Here is a 26733-nt window from a genome sequence, read left to right as displayed (position 1 = left end):
CAGCCCCCGGGGCTGCGCTGGTACTGATTATTTGACTTTACGCTGGAGCAAGATCTCGACTGCCGGCAAGGTCTTCCCTTCCAGGAACTCGAGGAAGGCGCCGCCGCCGGTCGAGATGTAGCCGATCTGGTCGCCGATGTCGTACTTGGCGATCGCAGCCAGGGTGTCGCCGCCGCCGGCGATCGAGAAGCCGTTCGACTTGGCGATCGCCATTGCCAGGGTCCTGGTGCCTTCGGCGAACTGGTCGAACTCGAACACGCCCACCGGGCCGTTCCAGACGATGGTGCCGGCCTTGGCCACCTGCTCGGCCAGCATGGCGGCGGTCTTCGGGCCGATGTCCAGGATCATGTCGTCGTCCGCCACGTCGGCCACGTCCTTCACGGTCGCAGCCGCGGTCGGGCTGAATTCCTTGGCGCAGACCACGTCCACTGGAATCGGCACTTGCGCGCCGCGCGCGGCCATCATGTCGATGATCTGCTTGGCCTCACCGACCAGGTCGTTCTCGACCAGCGACTTGCCGATGTTCAGGCCGACGGCCTTCATGAAGGTGTTGGCGATGCCGCCGCCGACGATCAGGTTATCGACCTTGCCGGCCAGGCTCTGCAGGATGGTCAGCTTGCTCGACACCTTCGAGCCGGCCACGATGGCCAGCAGCGGACGGGTCGGCTGGCCCAGGGCCTTGCCCAGCGCATCCAGCTCGGCGGCCAGCAGCGGGCCGGCCACTGCCACCGGGGCGAACTTGGCGATGCCGTGGGTGGTGGCTTCGGCGCGGTGCGCGGTGCCGAAGGCGTCGTTGACGTAGACGTCGCACAGCTTGGCCATCTTCTGGGCCAGCTCGTCGCTGTTCTTCTTTTCGCCCTTGTTGACGCGGCAGTTTTCCAGCAGCACAACCTGGCCCGGCGCGACATCCACGCCATCGACCCAGTCCTGCTTCAGTTCCACCGGCTGGCCGAGCAGCTCGGACAGGCGCGCGGCGACCGGCGCCAGGCTGTCTTCCGGCTTGAACTCGCCTTCGGTCGGACGGCCCAGGTGCGAAGTGACCATCACGGCGGCGCCGGCCTTCAGGGCAGCCCGGATCGCCGGCACGGAGGCGCGGATACGGGTGTCTTCAGTGATATTGCCAGCGTCATCCTGCGGCACGTTCAGGTCGGCGCGGATGAATACGCGCTTGTCCTTCAGCGCATCGCGGTCGATCAGGTCTTGCAAACGGGTGAAACTGAGAACGTCGTCCATTGGCTAGTCAACAATGAAATAGTGAAAAACCGTCATTGTACATTAGCGCAGCTATTGAAAAACGTGCAGGACGCGCAAGAGTGTAAAGGCCAGCATCCCGAAGATGATCGTCATCAGCATGCTGCGGCGCCACAGGTAGAAAGCCAGGGCGGCGAGCGCCGCGATCAGCTTGGGATTGGCCAGCGTGAGCTGGGTCTGGCCTTGGGTGTCGATCAGCAGGTCGGGGCCGATGATGGCGGCCAGCGCGCAGGCCGGCGCATAGCGCAGCATTTCCTGCACCCGCGGCGGGATGGTGACGCGGTGGCCGATCAGCCAGAACGAGCTGCGGGTGGCGGCGGTGGCGACGCACAGCACGCCGATGGTGACCCAGATTTCCCAATCAGCCATTGCGTGCCTTTCGTTTTGCGAGGGACTCTTCGACAAACATCGAAGTGACCATGCCGACCAGGACGGCCAGCAGCAGCCCGAGCTTGTACGGCAGGCCGTAGGCCAGCACCGAGACCGCGATGGCGACCGCGACGCCGCACAGCGCCGCATTGTTGATGATGAGCGGCACCATGATGCACAGGATCGCCAGCGTGCCGGCAAAGCCCAGCCCCCATTCGGTCGGGATGGCGCTGCCCAGGAAAATGCCGGTCAGCGAGCCGATCTGCCAGGCGAACCAGTTCGGGTACATCAACCCCTTCAGGTAAGACAGTTTGCCGGCCACGCGTTCGGCGGTCGGATAGCGCTGCAGGAACATCGCCACGGTCAGGTCACCGGAGACGTAGCCGAGCAGGAAACGCTGCTTCCAAGGCAGGTGCGCGAAGTGCGGGCCCAGCAATGCGGAGAAGATGACGAAGCGCAGGTTGACGACCAGGGCGGTGGCGAAGATGACCCAGATCGGTGCTGCGGCGGCAATCAGGGGAAGTGAAGCGAGCTGGGCGGATCCGGCGAAGACCAGCAGGGTCATGCCGACCGCCTGCGCGGCGGTGAGGCCGCTCTTGACCATTGCAATGCCCACCACCAGGCCCCAGGCGCCGATTCCGAACAGCGAAGGCAGGCCGGTCTTGAAGCCCTCGCGCCAGGCGGCGGGGTCGTGGGCTTCGACGGGCTCCGTGGTGACAGCGGCTTGCTGGCCTGGCGGCGATGCCGGGCTCATGTTGTTTTCCTGCAACCGCCTTGAAGGGCGGGTGCGGCGGCGGACTTGAAACGGTCGGACATGAAACGCATCTGAGGGTGCGGTGCCGGGCTGGCAGCGTAGACCCCCGGGCTCGTTTATGATCAGCTGGTAATTCTACCGATCATTTCGATATGCAGGTTGAATCGGATAGAATCTTGTCTTTGCCATTTCCCTTTCATGGAGAAAAACAGATGAACCAAAAGACGATGCCCGTGGTGGAACTCGAGGCCAAAGACCTGCCGGCACACTGCCCGAATCCGGCAATGCCGCTGTGGTCCTCGCACCCGCGCGTCTTTCTCGATTTCGACCACCACGGCGATGCCAAGTGCCCGTATTGCGGCACCCAGTACCGCCTGGCTCCGGGCGTCGAGCTCAAGCACCACTGATTTTCCCCGGTGCGGCGCCAGCCGCACCAATCCTCCATGCACTATCGCGCGCCCGCATGGCTGCCTGGCGGCCACCTCCAGACCATCTATCCGGCGACCTGCGTCGCCAAGCCCGCTGTCGACTACCGGCGCGAGCGCTGGCTAAGTGACGACGGCGATTTCATCGATGTCGACTTCGTCGACGGCCAGCCGGGCAAGCCGCTGGTCGTGCTGTTCCACGGCCTGGAAGGCTCGTCCAACAGCCATTACGCACGCTCGCTGATGGCGGCGTTGCGCGCGCGCGGCTGGTCCGGCGCGGTGCCGCACTTCCGCGGCTGCTCGGGCGAAGCCAACCTGATGCCGCGCTTCTACCATTCCGGCGATGCCGCGGAGGTCGACTGGGTGCTGAGGAAGCTCCATGCCCGTGCCCCCGGTCCGCTGTTCGCGGCGGGTGTGTCGCTGGGCGGCAATGCGCTGCTGCGCTGGCTGGGCGAATCGGGCCATGGAGCGGACATCGTCGAGGCGGCCTGCGCGGTGTCGGCGCCGCTCGACCTGGCGCGCGGCGGCGAAGCGCTGTCGTCCGGCTTCAACCTGCTGTACACGCGCATGTTCCTGCAGACGCTCAAGCCCAAGTGCCTGGCCAAGCTGGAACGCTATCCCGGCCTGTTCGACCGCAGCGCCCTGCTGGCGGCGCGCGACCTCTACGCCTTCGACAATGTGGTGACCGCGCCGCTGCACGGCTACAAGGACACCGACGACTACTGGCACCGCGCCAGCGCCCGCCACGTGCTGCACGAGATCACCGTGCCGACCCTGGTGCTCAACGCCCGCAACGACCCGTTCCTGCCGGGAGAGCATTTGCCCCAGTCCGCCTCGAAAGCGGTGACGCTGGAGTATCCTGACGAAGGTGGGCATGTCGGTTTCGCCGTCGGGCCTTTCCCCGGACGGATCGACTGGCTGCCGCGGCGTATCCTGGCCTTCTTCGACAGCGCAGCGCCTGCAGCAACCCGCGCGCCCGGCGCGCTCGAACCATGCGAAGCTTGAGACTATGGACGACATCGTAAAACAGGCAATGGCCAAATGGCCGAACGTACCGCATTGCTACGGCTGGCTGGCGCTGGATGCACGCGGCAACTGGCGCATGCGCGACGAGGCGGCGCAGCGCGCGGGCGCGCCGGGCGACAAGCTGGCGAATGCGGCGCTGGTGGGCTTCATCAACCGCAACTACGCGCACGACGACAAGGGCCGCTGGTATTTTCAGAACGGTCCGCAACGCGTGTACGTGAACCTGGAAGCGACGCCCTTCATCGCGCGCACCGACCCGGCCCAGGGCTTCGTGCTGCAGACCGGGCAGGCGCTGGCGGCGGTGGAAGCGGCCTACATGAGCGACGCCGGCGCCGTGATCCTGCAGGCCGGCGAGATCGTGGCCCAGCTCGACGACCGCGACGTGGCCCAGGTGCTGGCGCGCATGGAGCTCGACGGCCAGCCGGCCTCGGTGGAAGCGATCATGGCCTGGCTCGAGGACGACTCGGCCGAGCTGGCGCTGGCCTTGCCGGGCGGGCGCGTGCGCGTCGAACGGCTGGCGGCGGAAGCGCTGCAGCGCCGCTTCGGCTACGTGCAGGCGCCCGGGACCTGATCTACGGGAAGTCCTTCTCGGTTTCCTTCTCGGCCTTCTGGCGCGCCTTCAGCTCGCGCTCGCGCGCATCGATGACGGCCTGGTCGTAGAAGGACACGTCGCCCGCCTTGCGCGCCAGGTCGAGCTGCGCCACCGCCGCCGGCAATGCGCCGGCCAGCGCATACGATTCCGCCAGCGCCATGTGCTGCAGGGCGATCTTGCCCTGCTTGGCATAGGTCCGCGCCAGCATGTCGTGCAGCTTCGGTTCCTCGCGGTAGAGCTGGGTCTGGTCGCGCAGGAAGCGCGTGGCCTCCTCGTGCTTGCCGGCCGCGATCAGCGCCTCGCCGTACTGGCGCGCGATGGCCCGCGACAGCGGATAGCGCTGGCGTGCGGCATCCGCTTCCTGCACCGCCTGCCCGGCCATCGCCGGCGCCTGCCCAGGCGCCAGCTTGATCTCGATGGACAGGCCGGCGAACATCGCCGCGCCGTCGCCCGCATTCGATTCGCTGGAGAGTACGCCCTCCTTCGGCTTGACGGTGGCGCGCGCCTTGTCGAGCCAGTCCTGGGCCTCGACCAGGTTCCCCTGGCGCAGCGCCAGCAGCGCCAGTCCATACTGCGCACCGGCCTGCAGGTGGCGATGCGATTCCTTGAGCTGGGTCTCGAATGCGGTCCTGGTGTCGCGGCGGCCGCCGACGCTTTCGTCCTGCAGCACGCGGGCACGCGCGCGCACCAGCTGGAAGTCGAGGTTGTCCACGCGCGGCTTTTTCGGCATCTCGCGGATGCGCGCCTGCATGTCGGTGATACGCTCCGCGGTCAGCGGGTGGCTGCTCAGGTGCGCCAGGTTGGCGGGAATGTCGCCCGACAGCTTGGTGGCGCTCTGCAGGCGCCTGAAGAAGCCGACGATGCCGGTGACGTCATAGCCGCCCGCGCCCATGATCTGGAAACCCACGCGGTCGGCCTCGCGCTCGGCCTCGCGGCTGAAATTGAGCTGGCGCTGCACCGCCAGGCCCTGCCCGCCCATCAGGACGCCCATCGCCGCATCCGAGCTTGCCTTGGCGGCCAGCGCGGCCAGGATCATCGAGGCCAGCGGCAGCAGCACATCCTGCTTCTGCTGTCCGATCATGCGGGCGATGTGGCGCTGCGACACGTGGCCGATCTCGTGCGCCATCACGCCTGCCAGTTCCGACTCCTTCTGCGCCGCCACGATCAGGCCCGTATGGGCGCCGATGAAGCCGCCCGGCAGGGCGAAGGCGTTCAGGTTGGCGTCGCGCATGGCGAAGAAAGTGAAATCGGTGTTGTTCTCGCCACGCGCGCCGGGCACCGACGAGAGCAGCGCATTGCCGAGGTTGTTCAGGTACTCGGTGATCTGGTCGTCGTCGAGATAGGCCGGGTCGCGCCGGACGTCGCGCATGATCTCTTCGCCAAGCTTGCGCTCGAGTACCGGCGACAAGTCCTGGCGCGCGGTGTCGCCAAGCGTCGGCAGGCGCAGGTTGTTCGGCTTTTGAAGTGGCTCGGCGGGGGCGGCAATGGCGAGGGCGGCCGCCGTGCACAGGGCAATGGCGGTCAACGCAGGGCGCCAGCGGCGCGCCGATGCTGGGCGGGGAGCGTAGTTCACAATGCTATGATAACCCTATCCGCAGCCGCGTTGCTGCACGGCGAAACACTTTGTTCCACAACCTTATTCAGTTAGCAATGAGCACTTCTACCCCGCCCGCAGAGCACTTGACCCACTTCGACGCCACCGGCCAGGCCCACATGGTCGACGTCGGCGCCAAGCAGGACACCCACCGCATCGCCGTGGCGGCCGGCAGCATCCGCATGAAGCCGGAGACCCTGGCGCTGATCCAGTCGGGCAATGCGAAAAAGGGCGACGTGATCGGGATTGCCAGGATCGCCGCGATCATGGCTTCCAAACGGACCAGCGACCTGGTGCCCTTGTGCCATCCGCTGCCGATCACGCGGGTGGCGGTGGATTTCGAGGTGGACGCGGTGACCAGCAGCGTGCATTGCCGGGCGCAGGTCGAGACCATCGGCAAGACCGGGGTCGAGATGGAGGCGCTCACGGCGGTGCAGGTCGGCCTGCTGACCATCTACGACATGTGCAAGGCGGTCGATCGCGGCATGGTGATGACCAATGTGCGGGTGCTGGAGAAGCACGGCGGCAAGAGCGGGGACTGGACGGCCGCCCTGTCCTGACGCAGCCAGCACTCTCAAGCGCGGCTCGTCACCACGTTGATTCCTTCGGCAAGCGCGAGCCGTTCCAGGGCGTCTTCCAGCAGGGCGCGGGCCTGGCCCGCGCTGCGTTGCAGGGTCGCGTGAAGTTCGGCGTCTTCCGGACTGCGTACCGCGCACTGGGCGCTGTAGCGCTCGAAACTCCCAACGGTCATCAAGACTTCGGCCAGATGGCGCGGGCACTCGCAGGCCAGGCGCCCGCTTGTTTGTGCCAGCATCGATAGTGTTTCGTCTCCATAGCGCGGCGCAGGCACGGGTGGTGGTGTGTGAGACAGGGGTAGCCGCTCTCCCTGCATGGCAAGCCGGCACAAGGGTAGGAGTTCACCCAAATCGGCAGGCAGGCGCGCCACAAGGCACCCGGCGTTGCGCAAGGCCCGGATCGTTGCGCCCGACGAAAAACGGTACAGCACCAGGATCGCGGCTGGAATGCGCCCGCGCAGGGCCTCGATGCGGGGCAATACCGTATCGTCCAGTTCCGCCTTCTCGATAATCAACACCTCGGCATCATCGCCGACTTCCTGCTGGTCCAACTCGGCCAGCGTGGCGCAGCGCACGCGCAGGTCGAGCCCGATGGCGTCGGCACCGAGCGCGACCAGCCTGCGCGGCAGGCTTGCTCCCACGACCACCGTACGTATCGGTACAGCCGACAAGGAGGACTGTCCTGGGTTGTGCTGCTCGAACAACGATTCCAATTGTTGACGCGAGAGACTGGCCAGCAAGCCGATACCGTGTCCCTGATCGACCAGTTGCTTGAGCAAGGCCAGACGCTCGACCTGCTCGGCCGAGTAAAGACGTTGCCCATGCGTGGAGCGTTGGGTGTCGGATATCTGGTAGCGCCGTTCCCATACACGCAAGGTTTCGACTGGCAAGCCAGCCATGCGGGCAGCTGTGCCGGCACGATACACAACCGTCTGATGAACCGCTTTTTCGAAATTTACCATGTTCATGTACCGTTTTTGAACCATATATGTTTGTAATTATAGGTTCAAGTCTTAGACATTTCGCCAAAATTTTCTATATTATCGGGACAAGTTCATTTCATTCACCCCCACCCAAGGAGCGCATCATGAAACGATTCTTCCTCGCTGTCCCGTTTGCCCTGGCCCTCGGCTCGGTCCAGGCTGCCGATATCGTCGACACCGCCAAGTCGGCCGGCAGCTTCAATACGCTGGTCACCGCCGTGCAGGCGGCTGGCCTGGTCGACACCCTGAAAGGTCCCGGTCCGTTTACGGTGTTCGCGCCGACGGATGCGGCATTCGCCAAGATTCCCAAGGCGAAGCTGGACGCCCTGCTCAAGGACAAGGAAGCACTGACCAAGGTCCTCACCTACCACGTGGTTCCGGGTAAGGTGATGGCGGCGGACGTCAAGCCGGGCATGGTCAAGACCGTCGAGGGCAATGCGTTCAAGGTCAGCACCAGCGGCGGCAAGGTCATGGTCGACAAGGCCACTGTTACGAAAACCGACATCGCGGCGGACAATGGCGTCATCCACGTGATCGATACGGTCATCATGCCGAAGTAAGCCATGCTCCCACCGCCGATCACAGCATCGGCGGTGGTCTCCGCGAAATGGATTTTCTGCTCACAATCTCACCAATATTCACCACTCGAATAGAGCGCTGCCAGCGTACATATAAGCTGATATGATGCCGCCTTCCGTCTGCCATCCCGACGGCGAACCAGCCCCCGGCATCACATGAACACCGAACAAGCCCGCGAACTCAAGCCCCACGATGTCGAGTTCGAAACCATGAACTTGCAGGTCGGCGTCCGGCTGCAGGTGATGACCCACCGGCACCTCAAGCCCGCCCAGTATTTCTCGACCCTGATCGGCTACGTCAAGGACGAATACCTCATCATCAAGATTCCGACCGAGAACGGCGCGCCGATCGCGATGACGGAGGGCGATCCGCTAACGGTCCGGGTGTTTTCGGGGGTGATCGTGTGCTCGTTCGCGTGCTCGGTCGAGCGGGTGTTCCCGCGGCCGCTGAACTACGTGCACCTGTCCTTCCCGACCGCGATCCAGGGCACCAGCCTGCGCGGTGCGATGCGGGTCAAGGCCGACATTCCGGCACGCGTGTTCAAGGCGAGCGGGGCCGCCTCACCGATCGCCTGCACGCTGGCCAACGTCTCGGTGACCGGGGCCAGGATCGATTCGAGTTATCCGCTGCCGGCCGACAGCGAAGTGCTCACGCTGGCGTTCATGCTGGCGACGCCGCCCACCAACGAGGAAGTGCCGGTGGAGACCCTGGCCGCGATCAGGAACATGACGGTGGCCCGGCCGGCGCCGGACAAGCCCGATGTCTACAGCTACGGCGTCCAGTTCGTCGACCTGGATCCGGTGCACTACACCCTGCTGCAGAACATGACCTACGAGGCGCTGCTGGCGGACCGGCTCAAGATTGTCTAGGGACGCGCCTTCACCCGCTCCAAACGATGTCCATGGTAAATTGCCGGCCTGCGTAAGCAGCGCCCTGCCGCTTGCCAGATGACAACAAGGATGGAGCATGAATATTCGTTTGTCGGGTTTGCTGCCAATGGCGGCGGCGGCCCTTGTCGCGACGAGCGCCAGCGCCGCGCCGCGCGGCTTTACCGTGGAAGACCTGGTGAACATGGAACGGGTGGGCAGCCCGGCCGTGTCGCCCGACGCCAGCCGCGTCGTCTACACCGTGCGCAGCACCGACATGAGCAAGAACCGTGGCCACACCGAACTGTGGATGCTCGACCTGCGCACTGCCGGGGCGGCGCCGCAGCGCCTGACCAATCACGCTTCCAGCAGTACCGAACCGGAATGGTCGCCGTCCGGCGACGCCATCTATTTCCTGTCGTCCCGTTCGGGCTCGTCGCAAGTGTGGCGCCTTCCGCTGGCGGGCGGCGCGACGGGCGAGCCGGTGAAGGTCACCGACCTCCCCCTCGACGTGGAAAGTTTCCGCATCTCGCCGGCAGGCGGCCGCCTGGCGATGAGCCTGTCGGTCTTCCGTGACTGCGCAGATCTCGCCTGCACGAAGCAGCGTCTCGACGCCAGGGACAAGGACAAGAGCAGTGGCAAGCTGTACGACCGCCTGTTCGTACGTCATTGGGACACCTGGAAGGATGGGCGCAACAACGTGCTGTTCTCGGCGCCGCTCGACAGCGCCGGCAAGGCAGGCAGCGCCCTGGTCGCGCTATCGGGCTCGCTCGACGGCGACGTGCCCTCGAAGCCCTTTGGCGACCGCGAGGAGTTCCGCTTCAGCCCGGACGGCAAGACCATCGTGTTCGCGGCCCGCATCGCCGGCAAGACCGAGGCCTGGTCGACCAACTTCGACCTGTACACCGTGCCGGCGGCGGGCGGCGCCCCGCGCAACCTCACGGCCGACAACCCGGCCTGGGATACCAAGGGCGTGTTTTCGCCTGATGGAAAAACCCTTGCCTACCTGGCGATGGCGCGTCCCGGCTTCGAAGCCGACCGCTATCAGGTGATGCTGATGGACGTGGCCAGCGGCGCAAAGCGCAAGCTGGCTGCCGACTGGGACCGTTCCGCCGGCAGCCTGCACTGGCGCGCCGACGGCAAGGCCCTGATCGTCGATGCCGAAGACCTGGGCCAGCACCGGCTGTTCTCGGTCGACGTCGCGAGCGGCAAGGTGACGGCGCTGACCGACAAGGGCGCGGTCGGCGCCTTCGACGTGCGCGGCAATACGGTGGTCTATACCCAGGCCGACCTGGCCTCCGGCGCGCAGCTGTTCGCCATGCAGCCCGGCAGCCGGCCAAGGCAGCTGACCAGGCTGAACGCCGAGCGCCTGGCCGACGTGCGCTGGGGCGAGTACGAGCAGTTCAGCTTTGCCGGCGCCAATGGCGAGACGGTGTACGGGCACGTGATGAAACCCTGGAATGCCGAACCGGGCAAGAAGTACCCGATCGCCTTCCTGGTGCACGGCGGGCCGCAGGGCAGCTTCGGCAACGGCTGGAGCTATCGCTGGAATCCCCAGGTGTACGCGGGCGCGGGCTATGCCACCGTGTTCATCGACTTCCATGGTTCGACCGGCTACGGCCAGAAATTCACCGATTCGATCAGCGGCGACTGGGGCGGCAAGCCGCTGGTGGACCTGCAGAAGGGCCTGGACGCGGCCGTGAAGAAGTTCCCATGGCTCGACCGCGAACGCAGTTGCGCCCTGGGCGCATCCTACGGCGGCTACATGATGAACTGGATCGCGGGGAACTGGAACGACGGCTTCCGCTGCCTGGTCAACCACGACGGCGTGTTCGACAGCCGCGGCATGGCCTACTCGACCGAGGAGCAGTGGTTCACGGACTGGGAAAACGGCGGCGCCTATTTCGCGGCGCCCGATAATCACGAGCGCTTCAACCCGGTCCACCACGTCAACAAGTGGAAGACGCCGATGCTGGTGATCCAGGGCGACCTCGATTTCCGCATCCCGACGGCGCAGGCCCTGTCCACCTTCACCGCGCTGCAGCGCAAGGGCATCGAGAGCCAGCTGCTGGTGTTCCCGGACGAGAATCACTGGGTGCTCAAGCCAGCGAACTCGGTGCAGTGGCATTACACGGTGATGAACTGGCTGGATCGTTATCTGAAACGCCAGGAATGATGCCGCAGAGGCCACAGCGGCCGCGTTATTAAGTATTAAAACCGGGATAGGAGCGGACAAATCTGGCCGCCCTCCCGCCCACGAGTCCGCACCGGTACCTGGACGGTTGATGTCACGGTACCAACCGCGAACCGTGCCCGCTTCCCTCCCTGCCCAGTCCGGTCGATCGGACTCTTCACTGTCGAAGTAGGCTTCAGCTTCACTTTGGCCTCCATTTGACGAGCCCCGCTCCGGGCATCTGAAGCATTCGCTTCGAATGCTCGAGCAGCTTCCAACTCCTGCCAGATTTACGCCACCTTGCTTTGACCAAAAGAGCTTGCGGATTGTTTCCCGCTCGCCCTGCTCGGCTGCCTTACGTCGGTTCTTGTCCATTGCAACCGTTACCCCTCATGCGGATATGCTTCACTTCGCTTTCTGTGGTCAGTTCGCAACTGGACTTCACCGACAAGAGTGCCCCATGCTGGCGTAAAATAAAAAGAGACCGCCGCGGCGGTCTCTCTTTGCTAACCGCTTTCGCGGTCGCCTACTAACGTACTACACAATATTACGTGGTAGGAGTAGTAGTGGCCAGATCGCAACCTGCCGGCTTGTAGTCATCCTTCGAGAAACCTTCGGTGGCGCAGGTGTAGACGCCTTCGGCGCTACGGTTCAGGATGATCTTCGCAGTACCTTCGGTGCCAATTCGGCCGGGGCTTGCAATGGTGCAGGTCAGAGCAGCAGCCGAGCCGTCGGTGGTGCTAGGAACTGCAGCTGCAATCGTCCCGCAGTTACCGGTCTTGGCAGGCAGGCCAGCCTTGGCCAGGTAACCTTCAGCCGTGGTTGCACTTCCTTCGACAAAGGCCATTTCATAGCCAGTCTTGCCCGCTGCGATGTCCGCATAGGCAGCAGCTGCCTTGCCCTTGGCGATGTAGTCCTGGTAGGCCGGGATTGCCACGGCAGCCAGGATACCGATGATCGCGACGACGATCATCAGTTCGATCAGGGTGAAACCGCCTTCAGCTTTCTTGGTTTGCATTTGCTTGATGTTCATTTCTATCTCTCCAGGGTAGTGTTTCGGGTAATTGGGTTACTGCTTGTTGCCACGCTTTCCTATATGCAAGGCGTGTGCCAGCCCGAAAAATGCTGATTTTATTAGCAGGGAGATACGGAAACGCCGTGTCAGGACAGGTTTTGGCTTGAGGAGTGACAAAATTTGTCACTTGAGCTCAGCAATTTTTGTCAGCTGGACAGTTTATGGAACGTAATTTGTCATGCATACCAAGGGCCTTGGTCATGGCATGCCAATAATTTACCGAGTGGTAAAAAAACGGGGAGCTCACGCTCCCCGTTTTCGTCGACCTTGAACTGCTCAGATTACAGCATGGCCTTCAGCAGGCGAGCCATTTCCGACGGATTCTTGGTGACGGTGATACCGCAGGCTTCCATGATTTCCAGCTTGGCTTGCGCGGTGTCGGCGCCGCCCGAGATCAGCGCGCCGGCGTGGCCCATGCGCTTGCCCGGAGGCGCGGTGACGCCAGCGATGAAGCCGACGACCGGCTTCTTCATGTTGTCCTTGATCCACTGAGCAGCGTTCGCCTCGTCCGGGCCGCCGATCTCGCCGATCATGATGACCGCGTCGGTGTCAGGATCGTCGTTGAACATGCGCATCACGTCGATGTGCTTCAGACCGTTGATCGGGTCGCCGCCGATACCGACTGCCGACGACTGGCCCAGGCCCAGGGCGGTCAGCTGGCCGACTGCTTCATAGGTCAGGGTGCCCGAGCGCGACACGACGCCGATACGGCCCTTCTTGTGGATGTGACCCGGCATGATGCCGATCTTGATCTCGTCCGGGGTGATCAAGCCTGGGCAGTTCGGGCCCAGCAGCAGGGTCTTGGAACCGGCCTTGGCCATACGGTCCTTGACTTCCATCATGTCACGGACAGGGATGCCTTCGGTGATGCAGATTGCCAGGTCCAGTTCGGCTTCAACAGCTTCCCAGATGGCGGCGGCTGCGCCTGCCGGCGGAACGTAGATCACCGACACGGTGGCGCCGGTTTCCGACTTGGCTTCCTTGACCGATGCGTAGATCGGGATGCCTTCGAAATCTTCGCCGGCTTTCTTCGGGTTCACGCCTGCCACGAAGGCTTCACGGCCGTTCGCGTAGTCGCGGCACATGCGGGTGTGGAACTGGCCGGTTTTGCCGGTGATACCTTGGGTGATGACTTTGGTGTCTTTGTTAATCAGAATCGACATTTTTATTTCCTTCGCGAATTAGGCTTGGCCAGCGGCAGCGGCAACGACCTGCTTCGCTGCGTCTTCCATGGTGTCGGCGGAGATGATCGGCAGGCCCGAATCGGCCAGCATCTTCTTGCCCAGGTCTTCGTTGGTGCCCTTCATGCGGACGACCAGCGGCACTTGCAGCGACACGGCCTTCGATGCGGTGATGACGCCTTCGGCGATCACGTCGCAGCGCATGATGCCGCCGAAGATGTTGACCAGGATGGCTTTCAGGCCCGGGTTCTTCAGCATGATCTTGAATGCTTCGGTGACCTTTTCTGCGGTTGCACCGCCGCCCACGTCCAGGAAGTTGGCCGGCTCGCCGCCGAACAGCTTGATGGTGTCCATGGTGGCCATGGCCAGGCCGGCGCCGTTCACCAGGCAGCCGATGTTGCCGTCCAGCGAGATGTAGGCCAGGTCGAACTTCGATGCTTCGACTTCAGCCGGATCTTCTTCGTCCAGGTCGCGGTAGGCGACGATTTCCGGGTGACGGAACAGGGCGTTCGAGTCGAAGTTGAACTTGGCGTCCAGGGCGATGACCTTGCCCGAACCGGTCAGGATCAGTGGGTTGATTTCGGCCAGCGATGCGTCGGTTTCCCAGTAGGCCTTGTACAGGCCTTGCAGGTTGGTGCGCGCGTCGACGATCGATGCTTCCGGCACGCCGATCTTGCGGGCGACATCGTCTGCCTGCTCATCGGTCAGGCCGACCGACGGTTCGATCACGACGTTGTGGATCTTTTCCGGGTTGCTGTGCGCGACTTCTTCGATGTCCATGCCGCCTTCCGACGAGGCCATCAGCACGACCTTCTGGCTGACGCGGTCGGTTACCAGGGAAACGTACAGTTCCTTCTTGATGTCGGCGCCTTCTTCGATCAGCAGGCGGCGGACTTTCTGGCCTTCCGGGCTGGTCTGGTGCGTGATCAGCTGCATGCCCATGATCTGGTCGGCGTATTCCTTGACCTGTTCCAGCGACTTGGCAACCTTGACGCCGCCGCCCTTGCCGCGGCCGCCTGCGTGGATCTGCGCCTTGACGACCCAGACCGGGCCGCCCAGCTCTTCAGCTGCCTTCACGGCCTCTTCCACGTTCATGCACGGAATGCCGCGCGGAACGGTCACTCCGAATTTTCGGAGGATTTCTTTGCCCTGATACTCATGGATCTTCATGCTGGCTTCCCTTCTTCTATTTACTGAATGAGTAATACGGTTGAATTACAAAAAAATGACAAACAGCGAATGCTAACCCGACACGGCTTTGATCGACCAGCGGGGATAGTAGGTGGCCACGGCCGGTCCGTCGCTGCGCAGCGCATGGCAACGGTCGAGCTCGAAGGGCCGTTCGGCCGCGCTTTTATTCGCATCTGCGTCGGCGCCGCCGCGATCGTCGAAGACGTCGTCGGCGTAGGCCTGCAGCGCTGCCGTGGGCAGCACCTGGGCCAATTCGGTCAGGTGGGTGCAGCCGAGCACGCCAGAGAGGCGGTCTTTCAGGTGCAGCCGGAAGTGGTTCACGAGCGACAGGCCGACCAGCTTTTTGTAAGCAGGGCCGATGGTCTCGCAAAAACCGGGATACGGAACGGAATCGGACGCGGCTTCGGCGTCCACGATGGTCAACTTGCGGTCGATGGTGACGCGCAGCTTGAGGTCGTGCACGGGCGTGCCGCCCGGACGGGTGCCGGAGGCGAGCGGAATGTCACGGGTTTTGACGTCGCGGATACTGGCGTCCAGATCCCACAGGCCATCGTCGCGCGCATAGGCTTCGACGGTGATGGCGCGCGTATGCCGGAGCGAGCGCGATACGGGAGGAGACAGGGGCATAAAAACCAATGCCGCTTACGCGGCGGTTAGTGGTGCAGCCAGTGTGCTTCATGCACGTTGCCGTAGCTTCTACGACAACAACCGCTCATGCGGCGCTGCTTAAACCGTGAAAGTTTAGCACACGGCGTTGGCGGTTGCACTGCAACAGAGGGCTTTTTGCTGCACTGCAGGCAAGATTGGACTGGTTTCTTGCTGAGCCGTCAATATTGCTTTGGCTGGACGGGTCTGGCGGGTTGGTAAGACCAATCTCGACAGCGGCGCGCCGCATACGCTCCGTAAACGCACAGCGCCAGCGTGCAGCGCCATCGTCCGTTGAGGAATATGCCTGGGCATATCGGGGATGACGCTCCACGCTGGCGCCGGAGCCATGCTTCTATATAGAGAAGCGCAATGATCGAGGGTGATACATCAGGCCTGCGGCCACGCCTGGCATATCGTCAGAGCAAGCCTGGGGCCAGGCCGGCTCGTCAGGTCAACAGGCTCGAACTCCAGCCTGTTTACAGCTCGTCGTCGTCGGGAGCGCCCTGCATCGCGATCCGTGCAGCGCGCTGGGAGAAACCACGCTGCAGCATGAAACGCATCTGCTTGGCACGCTCAGCCGCATCGGCGGCGACGGTGCCGAACTTGCGCCGCCAGACTTCGGTGGCGCGTGCGGTCTCGCTGTCGGCGAGCGCGGCCTTGATCTCATCCAGCGCTTCGCCGTTGACGCCGTGGCTTTGCAGCTCGGCCATCACGCGGCTGTTGCCGAAGCGGCTTGCTTTCCTGTTGATCAGGGATTCGGCAAAACGCTCCTGCGACAGCCAGTTGTTCTTCTCAAGGAAATCCAGGAGGGCTTCCACGTCATCGCCCTCCTCGGCATAACGGGCCAGCTTGCGCCCCAGCTCGAGCCGGCTGTGCTCGCGCATCGAGAGATAACGCAACGCGCGCGCTTTCAGGCTCAGCTGGGGTGCAGGCATAGGCACTCTACAAGCCCGGCGATTACTCGCCGACTGCCTTCAGCTTGTCCTTGCCGCTGTCTTCGACAGCAGCGAGGACCGGCGGCAGTTCGCGTACGCCCAGCGCAGCACGGACCTTGTTCTCGATTTCGCGTGCCAGTGCCGGACGGTCTTTCAGGAACTGACGGGCGTTGTCCTTGCCCTGGCCGATGCGTTCGCCGTTATAGCTGTACCACGAACCCGACTTCTCGACGATCTTGTTGTCGGCGCCCAGATCCAGGATTTCGCCTTCGCGCGAGGTGCCTTCTCCGTACAGGATGTCGAAGTGGGCTTCCTTGAACGGCGGCGCGATCTTGTTCTTGACGACCTTGACCTTGGTTTCATTACCGATCACTTCGTCGCCCGACTTGATCGAGCCGGTACGGCGGATGTCCATACGCACGGAGGCGTAGAACTTCAGCGCGTTACCGCCGGTGGTGGTTTCCGGGCTGCCGAACATCACGCCGATCTTCATACGGATCTGGTTGATGAAGATGACCAGGGTATTGGTACGGTTGATCGAGCCGGTCAGCTTGCGCAGCGCCTGCGACATCAGTCGCGCCTGCAGGCCCGGCAGCGAGTCGCCCATGTCGCCTTCGATTTCGGCGCGCGGGGTCAGTGCCGCCACCGAGTCGATGACCACCAGGTCGACCGAGCCCGAACGCACCAGCGCATCGGTGATTTCGAGGGCTTGCTCGCCGGTGTCCGGCTGCGAGATCAAGAGGTCGCCCAGGTTGATGCCCAGCTTCTGCGCATAGGTCACGTCGAGCGCGTGCTCGGCGTCGATGAAGGCACAGGTGCCGCCCAGCTTCTGCATCTGGGCGATGGTCTGCAGCGTCAGGGTGGTTTTACCCGACGACTCCGGACCGTAGATCTCGACGATACGGCCGCGCGGCAGGCCGCCGACGCCAAGCGCAATGTCCAGGCCCAGCGAGCCGGTGGAAACAGTCTGCACTTCCTCGACCGGTGCGTTGGTGTCCATGCGCATGACCGAGCCCTTGCCGAACTGCTTTTCAATCTGCGCCAGGGCAGCTGCCAGCGCTTTGCCTTTTTCGGCAACGTTTAATGCGAGTTTTTTGTCGTCCATGATGTACTTTCAGCTGTGGAGTAGGCAAGGTAGGGGCGCTACCGCTTAAATCAAGAGAACCACTGTATAAAAATCCAGTTTTCCCGCACGCGAAATCAAGCCACTACTGTATATAAATCCAGTGGTTTAGGCAAGCGAAAAAAATCGCGGTGTTGTTATCTGCGAGGCTCGCATTGTTGCGATAAATCAAACACAATAAGGCCTGTTGAAGGTCTAACGTTTTACAGGTGCCCCCATGCGAATTCTGCTCGCCGAAGATGATAGCGTACTTGCCGATGGGCTAACGCGTTCCCTGCGCCAGTCCGGCTATGCCATCGATTGCGTCAAGAACGGCCAGGATGCCGATACGGCATTGTCCACCCAGGAGTTCGACCTCCTGATCCTCGACCTCGGCCTGCCCAAGCTGTCCGGCCTGGAAGTGCTGCGTCGCCTGCGCGCGCGTTCCTCGCTGCTGCCGGTGCTGATCCTCACCGCCGCCGACTCGGTCGAGCAGCGCGTCGAGGGCCTCGACCTCGGCGCCGACGACTACATGGCCAAGCCCTTTGCCCTGTCCGAGCTGGAGGCGCGGGTGCGCGCCCTCACCCGCCGCGGCGCCGGCGGCGGCCCCGCCGTGGTACGCCACGGCCCGCTGGTGTACGACCAGGTCGGCCGCAGCGCCTACATCAACGACCAGATGCTCGACCTGTCGGCGCGCGAGCTCGGCCTGCTGGAAGTGCTGCTGGCGCGCACCGGGCGCCTGGTCTCCAAGGAGCAGCTGGTCGACCACCTGTGCGAATGGGGCGAGGAAGTCTCGAACAACGCCATCGAGGTCTACGTGCACCGCCTGCGCAAGAAAATCGAGGTCGGCGGCGTGCGCATCGCCACCGTGCGCGGCCTCGGCTACTGCCTCGAGAAATACTCCGACGCCCCGCGCGCGACGGCTCCAGAGAACAAGTGAACGAACGCGACGCCGGGCTTGCCGACACGCCTCCGGGCGCGGGGCAGGACGCGTCCCTGTCCGCCGAGCGCCGGCCCTGGGTCCCGCCCAATCCCGAGCCCGACGAGAACATCCGTCACTCGCTGTTCGGCGAGATCCTCGACTGGATGCTGGCCCCGCTGCTGCTGCTGTGGCCGATGAGCATCGCGATCACCTACCTGGTGGCCAAGTCGATCGCCAACCAGCCTTTCGACGACGCGCTGGAAGACCGCGTCACCGTGCTGTCGCAGCAGATCCGCACGGTGGCCGGCCGGCCCGAGGTGCAGCTGCCCGGCAGCGCGACCGACGTGCTGCGCGCCGACGACGTCGACAGCGTCTACTTCCAGATCAGCGGGCCAGACGGCGCCCACCTCGACGGCGACCGCGACCTGCCGCGCCCGCGCAACACCGCCCCTGACGCCGAGGAGCGCACCCGCAGCGGCACCGTGGTGTTCCGCAACGACAGCATCCACGGCACCCCGGTACGCGTCGCCTACTCCTGGGTCAACCTCGACCCGCTGCGCGCGCGCCCGGCGGGCACGCCGCCCAGCCTGGCCCTGGTGCAGGTCGCGGAAACCCTCGACAAGCGCGCCCACCTGGCCAACGAGATCATCAAGGGCGTGATCCTGCCCCAGTTCATCATCCTGCCGGTGATCCTGGCGCTGGTCTGGTTCGCGCTGTCGCGCGGCCTGTCCCCGCTGGCCGAGCTGCAGGAGCGCATCCGCGCGCGCCCGCAGGACGACCTGTCGCCGATCGACCCGCGCCAGGTGCCGGAAGAGATCTCGCCGCTGGTCGGCTCCTTCAACGACATGCTCGAGCGCCTGGCCCAGACCGTCGAGATGCAGAAGCGCTTCATCGCCGACGCCGCGCACCAGATGAAGACCCCGCTGGCCGGCATGCGCATGCAGTCCGAGCTGGCGCTGCGCCAGGTCGACCCGGGCGAGATCCACCGCTCGCTCGAGCAGCTGGCCAAGAGCTCGGAATCGGCCACGCGCCTGGTCAACCAGCTGCTGGCCCTGGCCCGCGCCGAGAACCAGCCGCATGCCGGCCTCGCTTTCGAGGAAATCGACCTGGCCCAGCTGGCCCGCGCCACCGTGCAGGACTGGGTGCAGGCCTCGTTCGCGCATGGCATCGACCTCGGCTACGAATCGCCCGACACGCCCGCGCACGAAACCCTGCATATCGCCGGCAACGCGCTGATGCTGCGCGAACTGCTGTCGAACCTGATCGACAACGCGCTGCGCTACACACCGCAGGGCGGCAGCGTGACGGTGCGCGTGCGGCGCGACGGCGAGCATGCCCTGCTCGAGGTCGAAGACACCGGTCCCGGCATCGCACCGAGCGAACGCGCCAACGTGTTCGAACGCTTCTACCGCATCCTCGGCAGCAACGTGCAGGGCAGCGGCCTGGGGCTGGCGATCGTGCGCGAGATCGCGCAGCAGCACGGCGCCGAGATCGACATCTTCAACAACCCGCGCAGCCACTCGCCCAAGTATCCCGGCAGCCTGTTCCGCCTGACCTTCCCGCCTCCTGTCCATGAACCCATCGATGCCGACTGATTCCCCGCCTACGCCGAGCGATCCGCACGCGCGCCTGGCCGCCGCCCGCGCCGCGCACTGGCAGGCGACGCGCCGCCTGACCGCGGCGCTGCTGGTGGTGTGGCTGTGCACCGGCTTTTGCACCGTGTTCTTCGCGCGCGAGCTGTCGCGCTTCACCCTGTTCGGCTGGCCCCTGTCCTTCTACATGGCGGCGCAAGGCGCCTCGCTGGTGTCGCTCGCCGTAATCGTGTTCTACGCCTGGCGCATGCGCCGGCTCGACCGCCTGTACCCAGACGCCGCGCGGGAGAGCGCATGAGCGCGAACAAGCCGCCCTACTTCCGCAAGCTGTCGCGCTACTACCTTTGGTATACAGCCTGCTTCGCCCTGTTCCTGGTCGCGCTGGCCCTGCTCGAGCAGGAAGGCATGCCGCGCCTGTGGATCGGCTACATCTTCATGTTCGCGACCATCGTCCTGTACGCCACCATCGGCGTGGTGGCGCGCACCTCGAACGTCACCGAATACTACGTGGCCGGGCGGCGCGTGCCCGCCCTGTTCAACGGCATGGCCACGGCCGCCGACTGGATCTCGGCGGCCAGCTTCATCAGCCTGGCCGGCGGCCTGTACCTGTATGGCTTCGACGGGCTGGCCTACATCATGGGCTGGACCGGCGGCTTCGTGCTGGTGGCCCTGCTCATCGCGCCCTACCTGCGCAAGTTCGGGCAATACACCATCCCCGATTTCCTGGCGGTGCGCTACGGCGGCGGCGCGGGCGGACGCGGCGGACCGGTACGGGCGCTGGCGGTAGGCGCCACCATCCTGGTCTCCTTCACCTACGTGGTGGCCCAGATCTATGCGGTCGGCCTGATCGCTTCGCGCTTCACCGGCGTCGATTTCTCGGTCGGGATCTTCCTGGGCCTGGCCTCGATCCTGGTCTGCTCGTTCCTGGGCGGGATGCGCGGCATCACCTGGACCCAGGTGGCCCAGTACATCATCCTGCTGGTGGCCTTCCTGATCCCGAGCATCTGGCTGGCGGCCAAGCATGCCGATAATCCCATACCCCAGGTGGCCTACGGCTCGCTGTTACAGAAGCTGGCCGCGCGCGAACAGCAGCTGGAGAAGGACCCGCGCGAGGAACAGGTGCGGGCCGAGTTCCGGCGCCGTGCCGACGAATATGCGGCGCGCCTGGCCGCCCTGCCGGCCTCGTGGGAGACAGGCCAGCTGGAAGCGCAGCGCAACCTGGCCGCGGTACGCGCCAGCAATGCCTCGCTGGTCGAGGTGCGCCAGGCCGAGCGCGCCCTGAATACCTATCCCGGTTCGGCCGACGAGGCGCGCGCCCTGTGGCTCGAGCAGCGCGACGCCAACCTGGCGCGCGCCCGCCCGCCGGTGCCGCACACGGTGCCCTTCCCTGGCGCGACCGAAGAGGAATCAGACAAGCGCCGCAACAACTTCCTGGCCGTGGTGTTCTGCCTGATGTTCGGCACCGCCGCCCTGCCCCACATCCTGATGCGCGCCTACACCACACCCTCGGTGAACGAGACCCGGGTGTCGGTGTTCTGGACCCTGTTCTTCATCCTGCTGATCTACCTGACCATCCCGGCGCTGGCAGTGCTGGCCAAGTACGACATCTATACCGCGCTGGTGGGCAGCGATTTCTCGTCGCTGCCCACCTGGGTCTCGTACTGGGCCAGCGTGGACAAGGTCAGTCCCCTGCTCAGCATCGCCGACGTCAACCGCGACGGCGTGGTGCAGCTGGCCGAGATCGCGATCGACGCCGACGTGCTGGTGCTGGCCACGCCCGAGATCGGCGGCCTGCCCTACGTGATCTCGGGCCTGGTGGCGGCCGGCGGCCTGGCCGCGGCGCTGTCCACGGCCGACGGCCTGCTGCTGGCGATTTCCAACGCGCTGTCGCACGACGTGTACTACAAGATGGTCGATCCGGGCGCCTCGACCCAGAAGCGGGTGACGATCTCCAAGCTGCTGCTGCTGGCGGTGGCCTTCATCGCGGCCTATACCGCCTCGCAGAAGCCCGCCGACATCCTCTCCCTGGTCGGCGCGGCGTTCTCGCTCGCCGGTTCGACTCTTTTCCCGGTGCTGGTGCTGGGCGTGTTCTGGAAGCGCGCCAACCACATGGGGGCGATGGCGGGCATGGTCACCGGCTTCCTGGTCTGCCTGTGGTACATGCTGCGCGCCAGCCCGACCCTGGGCGGCAGCCTGGATCAGTCCTGGCTAGGCATCCAGCCGCTGGCGGCCGGCGTGTTCGGGGTGCCGGCGGGGCTGCTGGCCACGGTGATCGGCAGCCTGCTGAGCGCGCCGCCGAGCCATGCGAGCCTGGGCATGGTGGATTACATCCGTGCGCCGGAGGACGAGCAGTAGTAGAGAGCGCGTTGCACTGCTGCGCCGGCGCGACAGCGCATATGCATGGCGCATGGATGTCGTCCGAAGGGTTCCGGTGAGCGGCGGTGGCTGCTATTGTTGGGTCGCCATTTTTCCGCAACGATTCACTTCGAGATTTGACATGACACCATCCCTCCTGCGCGCGCTGTCCGGCGCTGCACTGGCCGCCAGCATCGCCTGTGCCCTGCCTGGCGCCCACGCGCAAACACAGGCGCAGGCCCCGGCAGCGGCTGCCTTGCCGTCGATCGCCAGCTTCTTTTCCGGTTCCCCGGTCAGCGACGCCAAGCTGTCGCCGAACGCACGCTACCTGGCCGCGCGCTCCAGCACGCCCGACCGGCGCGACGCGCTGGTGGTAGTGAACCTGCAGTCCAACAGCGCCAAGGTCGTTGCCTCGTACACCGACGCCGGCATCGGCGAGTTCCAGTGGATCAGCAACGAGCGCCTGCTCTTCGACACGCGCGAAAAAGGCGTAGGCCAGGGCGATATGCGTTATGCGCCCGGCCTGTACGCCGTCGATCGCGATGGCGAGCGCTTCGTCGAACTGGCCGACCGCGTCGGCAATCGCGCGACCCACGGCACCCGCTCCACGCGCAAGGTCCTGCCCTGGCACACCTTCATGCTCGATAAGGAAGGCGCTCAGGATTCGGAATACGTGTATGTCACCAGCCACAACCTCGACGCCGCGGGCAAGGTGCGCAGTGTCGACCTGCTACGCCTGAATACCCTGACCGGAGCCACGCAAACCGTATCCCGCCCCGTTGCCGGCGTGCGCAGCTGGACACTCGACCACAAGGGCGAACCGCGCCTGGCCACGTCGCAGGAGCGCGACACGACCACGCTGCATTACCGCGATCCATCGAGCCAGGCGTGGCGCGTGCTGGCCAGCTTCCCGACCTTCGGCGATGGCAGCAAGGAGCTGGAGCCGATCGGCTTCGCGTCGGACGGCAAGCTGTTCGTGCGGGCGCGCAGCGGCGGACGCGATACGACCTCGGTCCACGTTCTCGACCCGGCCACCGGCAAGATCGACCCGCAGCCGGTGCTGGTCGCTGCCGGCTACGACTTCGACGGCAGCCTGGTGAGCAACCGCGACAAGGTGCTGGGCGTGCGCTTCCGCACCGATGCCGAGTCAAACGAATGGTTCGACCCGGGCATGAAGACGATCCAGGCCTCGGTCGACAAGCTGCTGCCGTCGACCATCAACATCGTCTCGGTCCCGGCGCAGCCGGAGTCGCCGTGGGTGCTGGTGTGGTCGTACTCGGACGTCATGCCCGGCACCTACTCGCTCTACAACACGCAGACGAAGCTGCTGAACAAGATCGCCGACGCGCGTCCGAAGATCAATCCGGGACAGATGGGACGCCAGCAGTTCATCCGCTACAAGGCGCGCGACGGCATGGAGATCCCGGCCCTGCTGACGCTGCCGCCGGGCGCGAAGCGCACCGGGCTGCCGATGGTGGTGCTGGTCCATGGCGGCCCCTGGGTACGCGGCGCCTCCTGGGGCTGGCACCCGTACTCGCAGTTCCTGGCGTCGCGCGGCTATGCCGTGCTCGAGCCGGAGTTCCGCGGCAGCCTGGGTTTCGGCATCAAGCATTTCACATCCGGCTTCAAGCAATGGGGGCTGGCGATGCAGGACGACGTCGCGGACGGCGTGCGCTGGGCGGCGGACAAAGGCATCGCCGACATCAAGCGCGTCTGCATCGCCGGGGCCAGCTATGGCGGCTACGCCACGCTGATGGGACTGGTGAACGATCCGGACCTGTACAAATGCGGCATCAACTGGGTGGGCGTCACAGACATCAACCTTCTGTACAACGGCGGCTGGAGCTTCACCAACGACACCTCGGACGAGTTCAAGGCCTACGGCATGCCGGAAAGGGTCGGCGACCCGGTCAAGGACGCGGCCCAGTTCAAGGCCACTTCACCGATCGAGCAGGCCGCCCGCATCACCCAGCCGCTGCTGCTGGCCTACGGCGGCGTCGACCAGCGGGTGCCCATCAACCACGGCACGAAGTTCCGCGATGCCGTCATGAAGACCAACAAGAACGTCGAATGGGTCGAGTATCCCGAAGAAGGTCACGGCTGGTCGCTGCCGAAGAACCAGGTCGACTTCTGGGGCCGGGTCGAGCGCTTCCTCGACAAACACATCGGCGCGGGTGCGGCCAAGCCTTGAAAGCCAGCCATGCCGATAACTGTTCAGAAAGAGTCCATGCTTCCACTGTTCTCCCTGTGCGCACGCCTGCTCCCCGGCCTCGCCATCGGCGCCGCCCTTGCCGGTCCTGCCTTTGCGGCGGGAGCTGCAGCCGCGGCTGATACTGCGCCGATGCCGATCGACGCCTTTTTCTCCAATCCCCTGCTGGAAGACGCGACGCTGTCGCCGAGCGGACGCTACCTGGCCGCGATCTCGGCCGCACCTGGCCGGCGCGACGCGCTGGTGGTACTCGACCTGCAGGACAATAAGCCGCGCATGGTTGCCGGCTTCAAGGATGCCGACATCCTCGACTTCGAATGGGTGAGCGACCAACGCCTGCTGTTCAACGTCAGCGACAAGCAGACTGGCCCCGGCGGCCAGGTCCTGTCCAGCGGCCTGTATGCGGTCGACCGCGACGGCTCGGCCATGCGTCAGCTGGCGCACCGGCGCGGCCCCCACGAGGCCCAGACGCCCGGCACCAACATCAACCGCCGCATCCTGTCCTGGAACACCTTCATGCTCCGCCAGCGCGGCGCCCAGGATTCGGACCGCGCCTATGTCGTCACCCCCGAGTTCAACGAGCTCGGCGAGGTGCGCACCGTCGGCCTCCTGCAGCTCGATACGCGCACCGGACAGACCTGGCCCGTCAAGCGCCCGGGCACCATCGATGGCTGGCTGCTCGACAACGCGGGCGAACCGCGCCTCGCGACCCATAGCAAGGACGGCAAGACCACCATCTACTACCGCGAAAAGGACGGCGAGACCTGGCGCACGATCGCGCAGTTCGCCACCTATGCCGGCAGCAAGGACGCATTCACGCCGGTCGGCTTCGGCGCCGACGGCACGCTGTTCGTGCTGGCCCAGGCGGGCCAGGACACTGCCTCGCTGCACACCTACGACCTGGCCAGCGGCAAGCTCAGTCCGGAGCCAATCGTGGTCACCCGCGGCTACGACTTCACCGGCGGCCTGGTGACCCGCCGCGGCAAGGTGCTGGGCGTCTCGATCGAGACCGACGCCCGCGCCAATGTCTGGTTCGACAAGGAGATGCAGGCCGTCCAGGAAGCCGTCGACAAGCAACTGCCGAGCACCGTCAACACCATCTCCGTGCCCTCGCAGCTCGACGCACAATGGGTGCTGGTGCGCTCGTATTCGGACACGTGCCCGGTGACCTACCGCGCCTACAACGCGAAGACCGGCGCCTTCGTCCTGGTCGGCAAGAGCCGCGACGGCATCGACCCGGCCCGCATGGGACGCCAGGACCCGGTGCGCTACAAGGCGCGCGACGGACGTGAGATCCCGGCCCTGCTCACGCTGCCGGCCGGCGGCGCGAAGAAGAACCTGCCGCTGGTGATGCTGGTGCACGGCGGCCCCTATTTGCGCGGCAACCACTGGGGCTGGAACCCGACCTCCCAGTTCCTGGCCTCGCGCGGCTACGCGGTGCTGGAGCCGGACTTCCGCGGCAGCCGCGGCTACGGCCAGGCGCACTACCGCGCCGGTTGGAAACAGTGGGGCCTGGCGATGCAGGACGATATCGCCGACGGCGCGCGCTGGGCGATCGCGCAGGGTCATGCCGATCCGCAGCGCATTTGCATCGCGGGCGGCAGCTACGGCGGCTACGCGGCCCTGATGGGCCTCGTCAAGGACCCCGACCTGTACAAGTGCGCGGTCAACTACTTTGGCGTCACCGACATCAACCTGCTCTACGACGGCCACTGGAGTTTCAAGTCCGACCTGCAGGACGACTGGCGCATCCACGGCATGCCGTTGCTGGTCGGCGATCAGGTCAAGGACGCGGCCCAGCTCAAGGCCACCTCGCCGATCGAACAGGCGGCGCGCATCACCCAGCCGGTGCTGCTGGCCTACGGCGCGTCGGACCGCCGCGTGCCGCTCTACCACGGCAAGAAGTTCCGCGACGCGGTGGCAAGCCACAACAAGGAGGTGGAATGGGTGGTCTACCCCGAAGAGGGGCATGGCTGGTCGCAGCTGTCGACCAGGGTAGATTTCTGGGGACGGGTGGAGAAGTTCCTGGACAAGCACATCGGCAGCGGCGCCGCACGCTAGCCTCTGCCTTTGTAGATACTGTTATGGTCGTCAAACGGTGTGCAAGGCCGGATCGAACTTTTCGCCAGCTTTTAGCACACCGAAGGCAACATGAAGCAGCTTGCGCATCATGGCAACAATGATCGTCATCGGCTTCTTGCCATTACGCGTCAGGCGTTCAAGGAAAGGCCTTGCCCAGGTCGTGCGATAAAGTGTACACATTGCTGGCATGTACAGGAGCTTTCGGATGACGCCATGTCCGAACCTGGAAATATGGGGTTTGCCTCGAACACTGC

24 protein-coding genes and 1 pseudogene are annotated in these 26733 nt (G+C 64.8%); 13 read left to right on the top strand and 12 right to left on the bottom strand.

Annotated elements, in window-relative coordinates:
- Positions 1-27: 27 nt before the first annotated feature.
- The 3 genes from YWC_RS0111180 to YWC_RS0111170 are packed head-to-tail and all read right to left on the bottom strand — an operon-like array spanning position 28 to position 2374.
- Positions 28-1233: a phosphoglycerate kinase gene (locus tag YWC_RS0111180; RefSeq protein ID WP_084416392.1), complete on the bottom strand. Its 1206-nt coding sequence runs from the start codon at positions 1231-1233 to the stop codon at positions 28-30.
- Between the two features lie 51 nt (positions 1234-1284).
- The gene (locus YWC_RS0111175) at positions 1285-1620 is read right to left on the bottom strand and encodes an AzlD domain-containing protein (protein ID WP_027865448.1); all 336 of its coding nucleotides are present in this window, start codon (positions 1618-1620) and stop codon (positions 1285-1287) included.
- Positions 1613-2374, bottom strand: a complete 762-nt coding sequence (locus tag YWC_RS0111170) for an AzlC family ABC transporter permease (RefSeq protein WP_027865447.1) — start codon at positions 2372-2374, stop codon at positions 1613-1615. The genes YWC_RS0111175 and YWC_RS0111170 overlap by 8 nt, the downstream gene beginning before the upstream one ends.
- 212 nt (positions 2375-2586) lie before the next feature.
- On the opposite strand from YWC_RS0111170, the gene YWC_RS0111165 reads away from it, so the two are divergent.
- From YWC_RS0111165 to YWC_RS0111155, 3 genes are read left to right on the top strand one after another with little or no spacing between them, the layout of a single operon-like run.
- Positions 2587-2781 (top strand): zinc-finger domain-containing protein, encoded by a 195-nt coding sequence (locus tag YWC_RS0111165; protein ID WP_027865446.1) that lies wholly within the window; start codon positions 2587-2589, stop codon positions 2779-2781.
- A 36-nt stretch (positions 2782-2817) separates the two neighbouring features.
- The gene (locus YWC_RS0111160; RefSeq protein WP_027865445.1) at positions 2818-3804 is read left to right on the top strand and encodes a YheT family hydrolase; all 987 of its coding nucleotides are present in this window, start codon (positions 2818-2820) and stop codon (positions 3802-3804) included.
- A 4-nt stretch (positions 3805-3808) separates the two neighbouring features.
- Positions 3809-4396: a DUF2946 family protein gene (locus YWC_RS0111155; protein WP_027865444.1), complete on the top strand. Its 588-nt coding sequence runs from the start codon at positions 3809-3811 to the stop codon at positions 4394-4396.
- 1 nt (position 4397) lies between these two features.
- Here the strand turns inward: YWC_RS0111155 and YWC_RS0111150 are convergent, their stop codons facing one another.
- Positions 4398-5990 carry a M48 family metalloprotease gene (locus YWC_RS0111150; RefSeq protein ID WP_229413079.1) on the bottom strand — a complete coding sequence of 531 codons (1593 nt, stop codon included), beginning with the start codon at positions 5988-5990 and terminating at the stop codon, positions 4398-4400.
- 77 nt (positions 5991-6067) lie between these two features.
- Here YWC_RS0111150 and moaC point away from each other — a divergent pair, with 77 nt between their 5' ends.
- Positions 6068-6571 carry a cyclic pyranopterin monophosphate synthase MoaC gene (moaC, locus tag YWC_RS0111145; RefSeq protein WP_027865442.1) on the top strand — a complete coding sequence of 168 codons (504 nt, stop codon included), beginning with the start codon at positions 6068-6070 and terminating at the stop codon, positions 6569-6571.
- Between the two features lie 14 nt (positions 6572-6585).
- Here moaC and YWC_RS0111140 read toward each other — a convergent pair whose 3' ends face one another.
- Positions 6586-7554: a MerR family transcriptional regulator gene (locus YWC_RS0111140; protein ID WP_027865441.1), complete on the bottom strand. Its 969-nt coding sequence runs from the start codon at positions 7552-7554 to the stop codon at positions 6586-6588.
- 119 nt (positions 7555-7673) lie between these two features.
- On the opposite strand from YWC_RS0111140, the gene YWC_RS0111135 reads away from it, so the two are divergent.
- From YWC_RS0111135 to YWC_RS0111125, 3 genes are all read left to right on the top strand, one after another.
- Positions 7674-8129 carry a fasciclin domain-containing protein gene (locus YWC_RS0111135; RefSeq protein ID WP_027865440.1) on the top strand — a complete coding sequence of 152 codons (456 nt, stop codon included), beginning with the start codon at positions 7674-7676 and terminating at the stop codon, positions 8127-8129.
- A gap of 174 nt (positions 8130-8303) precedes the next feature.
- Positions 8304-9017: a flagellar brake protein gene (locus tag YWC_RS0111130; RefSeq protein ID WP_027865439.1), complete on the top strand. Its 714-nt coding sequence runs from the start codon at positions 8304-8306 to the stop codon at positions 9015-9017.
- Between the two features lie 97 nt (positions 9018-9114).
- Positions 9115-11190 (top strand): S9 family peptidase, encoded by a 2076-nt coding sequence (locus YWC_RS0111125; protein ID WP_027865438.1) that lies wholly within the window; start codon positions 9115-9117, stop codon positions 11188-11190.
- Between the two features lie 544 nt (positions 11191-11734).
- Here the strand turns inward: YWC_RS0111125 and YWC_RS33720 are convergent.
- From YWC_RS33720 to recA, 6 genes are all read right to left on the bottom strand, one after another.
- A complete protein-coding gene (locus tag YWC_RS33720; RefSeq protein WP_051306392.1) occupies positions 11735-12220 on the bottom strand; it encodes a pilin in 486 nt (161 codons plus the stop codon).
- A gap of 323 nt (positions 12221-12543) precedes the next feature.
- A complete protein-coding gene (gene sucD / locus YWC_RS0111115) occupies positions 12544-13425 on the bottom strand; it encodes a succinate--CoA ligase subunit alpha (protein ID WP_027865436.1) in 882 nt (293 codons plus the stop codon).
- Between the two features lie 18 nt (positions 13426-13443).
- The gene (sucC, locus tag YWC_RS0111110; RefSeq protein WP_027865435.1) at positions 13444-14613 is read right to left on the bottom strand and encodes an ADP-forming succinate--CoA ligase subunit beta; all 1170 of its coding nucleotides are present in this window, start codon (positions 14611-14613) and stop codon (positions 13444-13446) included.
- 72 nt (positions 14614-14685) lie between these two features.
- Positions 14686-15261 (bottom strand): DUF2889 domain-containing protein, encoded by a 576-nt coding sequence (locus tag YWC_RS0111105; RefSeq protein ID WP_027865434.1) that lies wholly within the window; start codon positions 15259-15261, stop codon positions 14686-14688.
- 497 nt (positions 15262-15758) lie between these two features.
- On the bottom strand, positions 15759-16217 hold the full coding sequence (gene recX, locus YWC_RS0111100; protein ID WP_027865433.1) for a recombination regulator RecX: 459 nt from the start codon (positions 16215-16217) through the stop codon (positions 15759-15761).
- Between the two features lie 22 nt (positions 16218-16239).
- Positions 16240-17322 carry a recombinase RecA gene (gene recA / locus YWC_RS0111095; protein WP_027865432.1) on the bottom strand — a complete coding sequence of 361 codons (1083 nt, stop codon included), beginning with the start codon at positions 17320-17322 and terminating at the stop codon, positions 16240-16242.
- 235 nt (positions 17323-17557) lie between these two features.
- Between recA and YWC_RS0111090 the strand changes: the two genes are divergently transcribed.
- The 6 genes from YWC_RS0111090 to YWC_RS0111065 all read left to right on the top strand — a co-directional run bounded on the left by YWC_RS0111090 (position 17558) and on the right by YWC_RS0111065 (position 26458).
- Positions 17558-18259, top strand: a complete 702-nt coding sequence (locus tag YWC_RS0111090; RefSeq protein WP_027865431.1) for a response regulator transcription factor — start codon at positions 17558-17560, stop codon at positions 18257-18259.
- A complete protein-coding gene (locus tag YWC_RS29065) occupies positions 18256-19836 on the top strand; it encodes a sensor histidine kinase (protein ID WP_084416391.1) in 1581 nt (526 codons plus the stop codon). The genes YWC_RS0111090 and YWC_RS29065 overlap by 4 nt, the downstream gene beginning before the upstream one ends.
- Complete coding sequence (locus YWC_RS0111080) at positions 19826-20131, top strand: DUF4212 domain-containing protein (RefSeq protein WP_051306391.1); 306 nt, start codon at positions 19826-19828, stop codon at positions 20129-20131. Before YWC_RS29065 ends, YWC_RS0111080 begins: the two co-directional genes overlap by 11 nt.
- On the top strand, positions 20128-22188 hold the full coding sequence (locus tag YWC_RS0111075; RefSeq protein ID WP_027865429.1) for a sodium:solute symporter family protein: 2061 nt from the start codon (positions 20128-20130) through the stop codon (positions 22186-22188). Before YWC_RS0111080 ends, YWC_RS0111075 begins: the two co-directional genes overlap by 4 nt.
- Before the next feature lie 142 nt (positions 22189-22330).
- Positions 22331-24379 (top strand): alpha/beta hydrolase family protein, encoded by a 2049-nt coding sequence (locus YWC_RS0111070; protein ID WP_027865428.1) that lies wholly within the window; start codon positions 22331-22333, stop codon positions 24377-24379.
- 36 nt (positions 24380-24415) lie between these two features.
- Positions 24416-26458: a S9 family peptidase gene (locus tag YWC_RS0111065; RefSeq protein ID WP_051306390.1), complete on the top strand. Its 2043-nt coding sequence runs from the start codon at positions 24416-24418 to the stop codon at positions 26456-26458.
- Positions 26459-26488: 30 nt separating this feature from the next.
- Here YWC_RS0111065 and YWC_RS33525 read toward each other — a convergent pair.
- A pseudogene (locus YWC_RS33525) lies at positions 26489-26733 on the bottom strand (IS110 family transposase); the annotation flags it as partial.

The organism is Massilia alkalitolerans DSM 17462 (assembly GCF_000427785.1).
In the GTDB taxonomy this organism is placed as follows: Bacteria; Pseudomonadota; Gammaproteobacteria; order Burkholderiales; family Burkholderiaceae_D; genus Telluria; species Telluria alkalitolerans.
This window is presented reverse-complemented; position numbering and strand designations above follow the sequence as displayed.

Bases quoted from the DNA above. Each gene is read 5' to 3' on its own strand.
- YWC_RS0111180 (WP_084416392.1), bottom strand. From the start codon at position 1,233: ATGGACGACGTTCTCAGTTTCACCCGTTTGCAAGACCTGATCGACCGC.
- YWC_RS0111175 (WP_027865448.1), bottom strand. From the start codon at position 1,620: ATGGCTGATTGGGAAATCTGGGTCACCATCGGCGTGCTGTGCGTCGCC.
- YWC_RS0111170 (WP_027865447.1), bottom strand. From the start codon at position 2,374: ATGAGCCCGGCATCGCCGCCAGGCCAGCAAGCCGCTGTCACCACGGAG.
- YWC_RS0111165 (WP_027865446.1), top strand. From the start codon at position 2,587: ATGAACCAAAAGACGATGCCCGTGGTGGAACTCGAGGCCAAAGACCTG.
- YWC_RS0111160 (WP_027865445.1), top strand. From the start codon at position 2,818: ATGCACTATCGCGCGCCCGCATGGCTGCCTGGCGGCCACCTCCAGACC.
- YWC_RS0111155 (WP_027865444.1), top strand. From the start codon at position 3,809: ATGGACGACATCGTAAAACAGGCAATGGCCAAATGGCCGAACGTACCG.
- moaC (WP_027865442.1), top strand. From the start codon at position 6,068: ATGAGCACTTCTACCCCGCCCGCAGAGCACTTGACCCACTTCGACGCC.
- YWC_RS0111140 (WP_027865441.1), bottom strand. From the start codon at position 7,554: ATGAACATGGTAAATTTCGAAAAAGCGGTTCATCAGACGGTTGTGTAT.
- YWC_RS0111135 (WP_027865440.1), top strand. From the start codon at position 7,674: ATGAAACGATTCTTCCTCGCTGTCCCGTTTGCCCTGGCCCTCGGCTCG.
- YWC_RS0111130 (WP_027865439.1), top strand. From the start codon at position 8,304: ATGAACACCGAACAAGCCCGCGAACTCAAGCCCCACGATGTCGAGTTC.
- YWC_RS0111125 (WP_027865438.1), top strand. From the start codon at position 9,115: ATGAATATTCGTTTGTCGGGTTTGCTGCCAATGGCGGCGGCGGCCCTT.
- YWC_RS33720 (WP_051306392.1), bottom strand. From the start codon at position 12,220: ATGAACATCAAGCAAATGCAAACCAAGAAAGCTGAAGGCGGTTTCACC.
- sucD (WP_027865436.1), bottom strand. From the start codon at position 13,425: ATGTCGATTCTGATTAACAAAGACACCAAAGTCATCACCCAAGGTATC.
- sucC (WP_027865435.1), bottom strand. From the start codon at position 14,613: ATGAAGATCCATGAGTATCAGGGCAAAGAAATCCTCCGAAAATTCGGA.
- YWC_RS0111105 (WP_027865434.1), bottom strand. From the start codon at position 15,261: ATGCCCCTGTCTCCTCCCGTATCGCGCTCGCTCCGGCATACGCGCGCC.
- recX (WP_027865433.1), bottom strand. From the start codon at position 16,217: ATGCCTGCACCCCAGCTGAGCCTGAAAGCGCGCGCGTTGCGTTATCTC.
- recA (WP_027865432.1), bottom strand. From the start codon at position 17,322: ATGGACGACAAAAAACTCGCATTAAACGTTGCCGAAAAAGGCAAAGCG.
- YWC_RS0111090 (WP_027865431.1), top strand. From the start codon at position 17,558: ATGCGAATTCTGCTCGCCGAAGATGATAGCGTACTTGCCGATGGGCTA.
- YWC_RS0111080 (WP_051306391.1), top strand. From the start codon at position 19,826: ATGCCGACTGATTCCCCGCCTACGCCGAGCGATCCGCACGCGCGCCTG.
- YWC_RS0111075 (WP_027865429.1), top strand. From the start codon at position 20,128: ATGAGCGCGAACAAGCCGCCCTACTTCCGCAAGCTGTCGCGCTACTAC.
- YWC_RS0111070 (WP_027865428.1), top strand. From the start codon at position 22,331: ATGACACCATCCCTCCTGCGCGCGCTGTCCGGCGCTGCACTGGCCGCC.
- YWC_RS0111065 (WP_051306390.1), top strand. From the start codon at position 24,416: ATGCTTCCACTGTTCTCCCTGTGCGCACGCCTGCTCCCCGGCCTCGCC.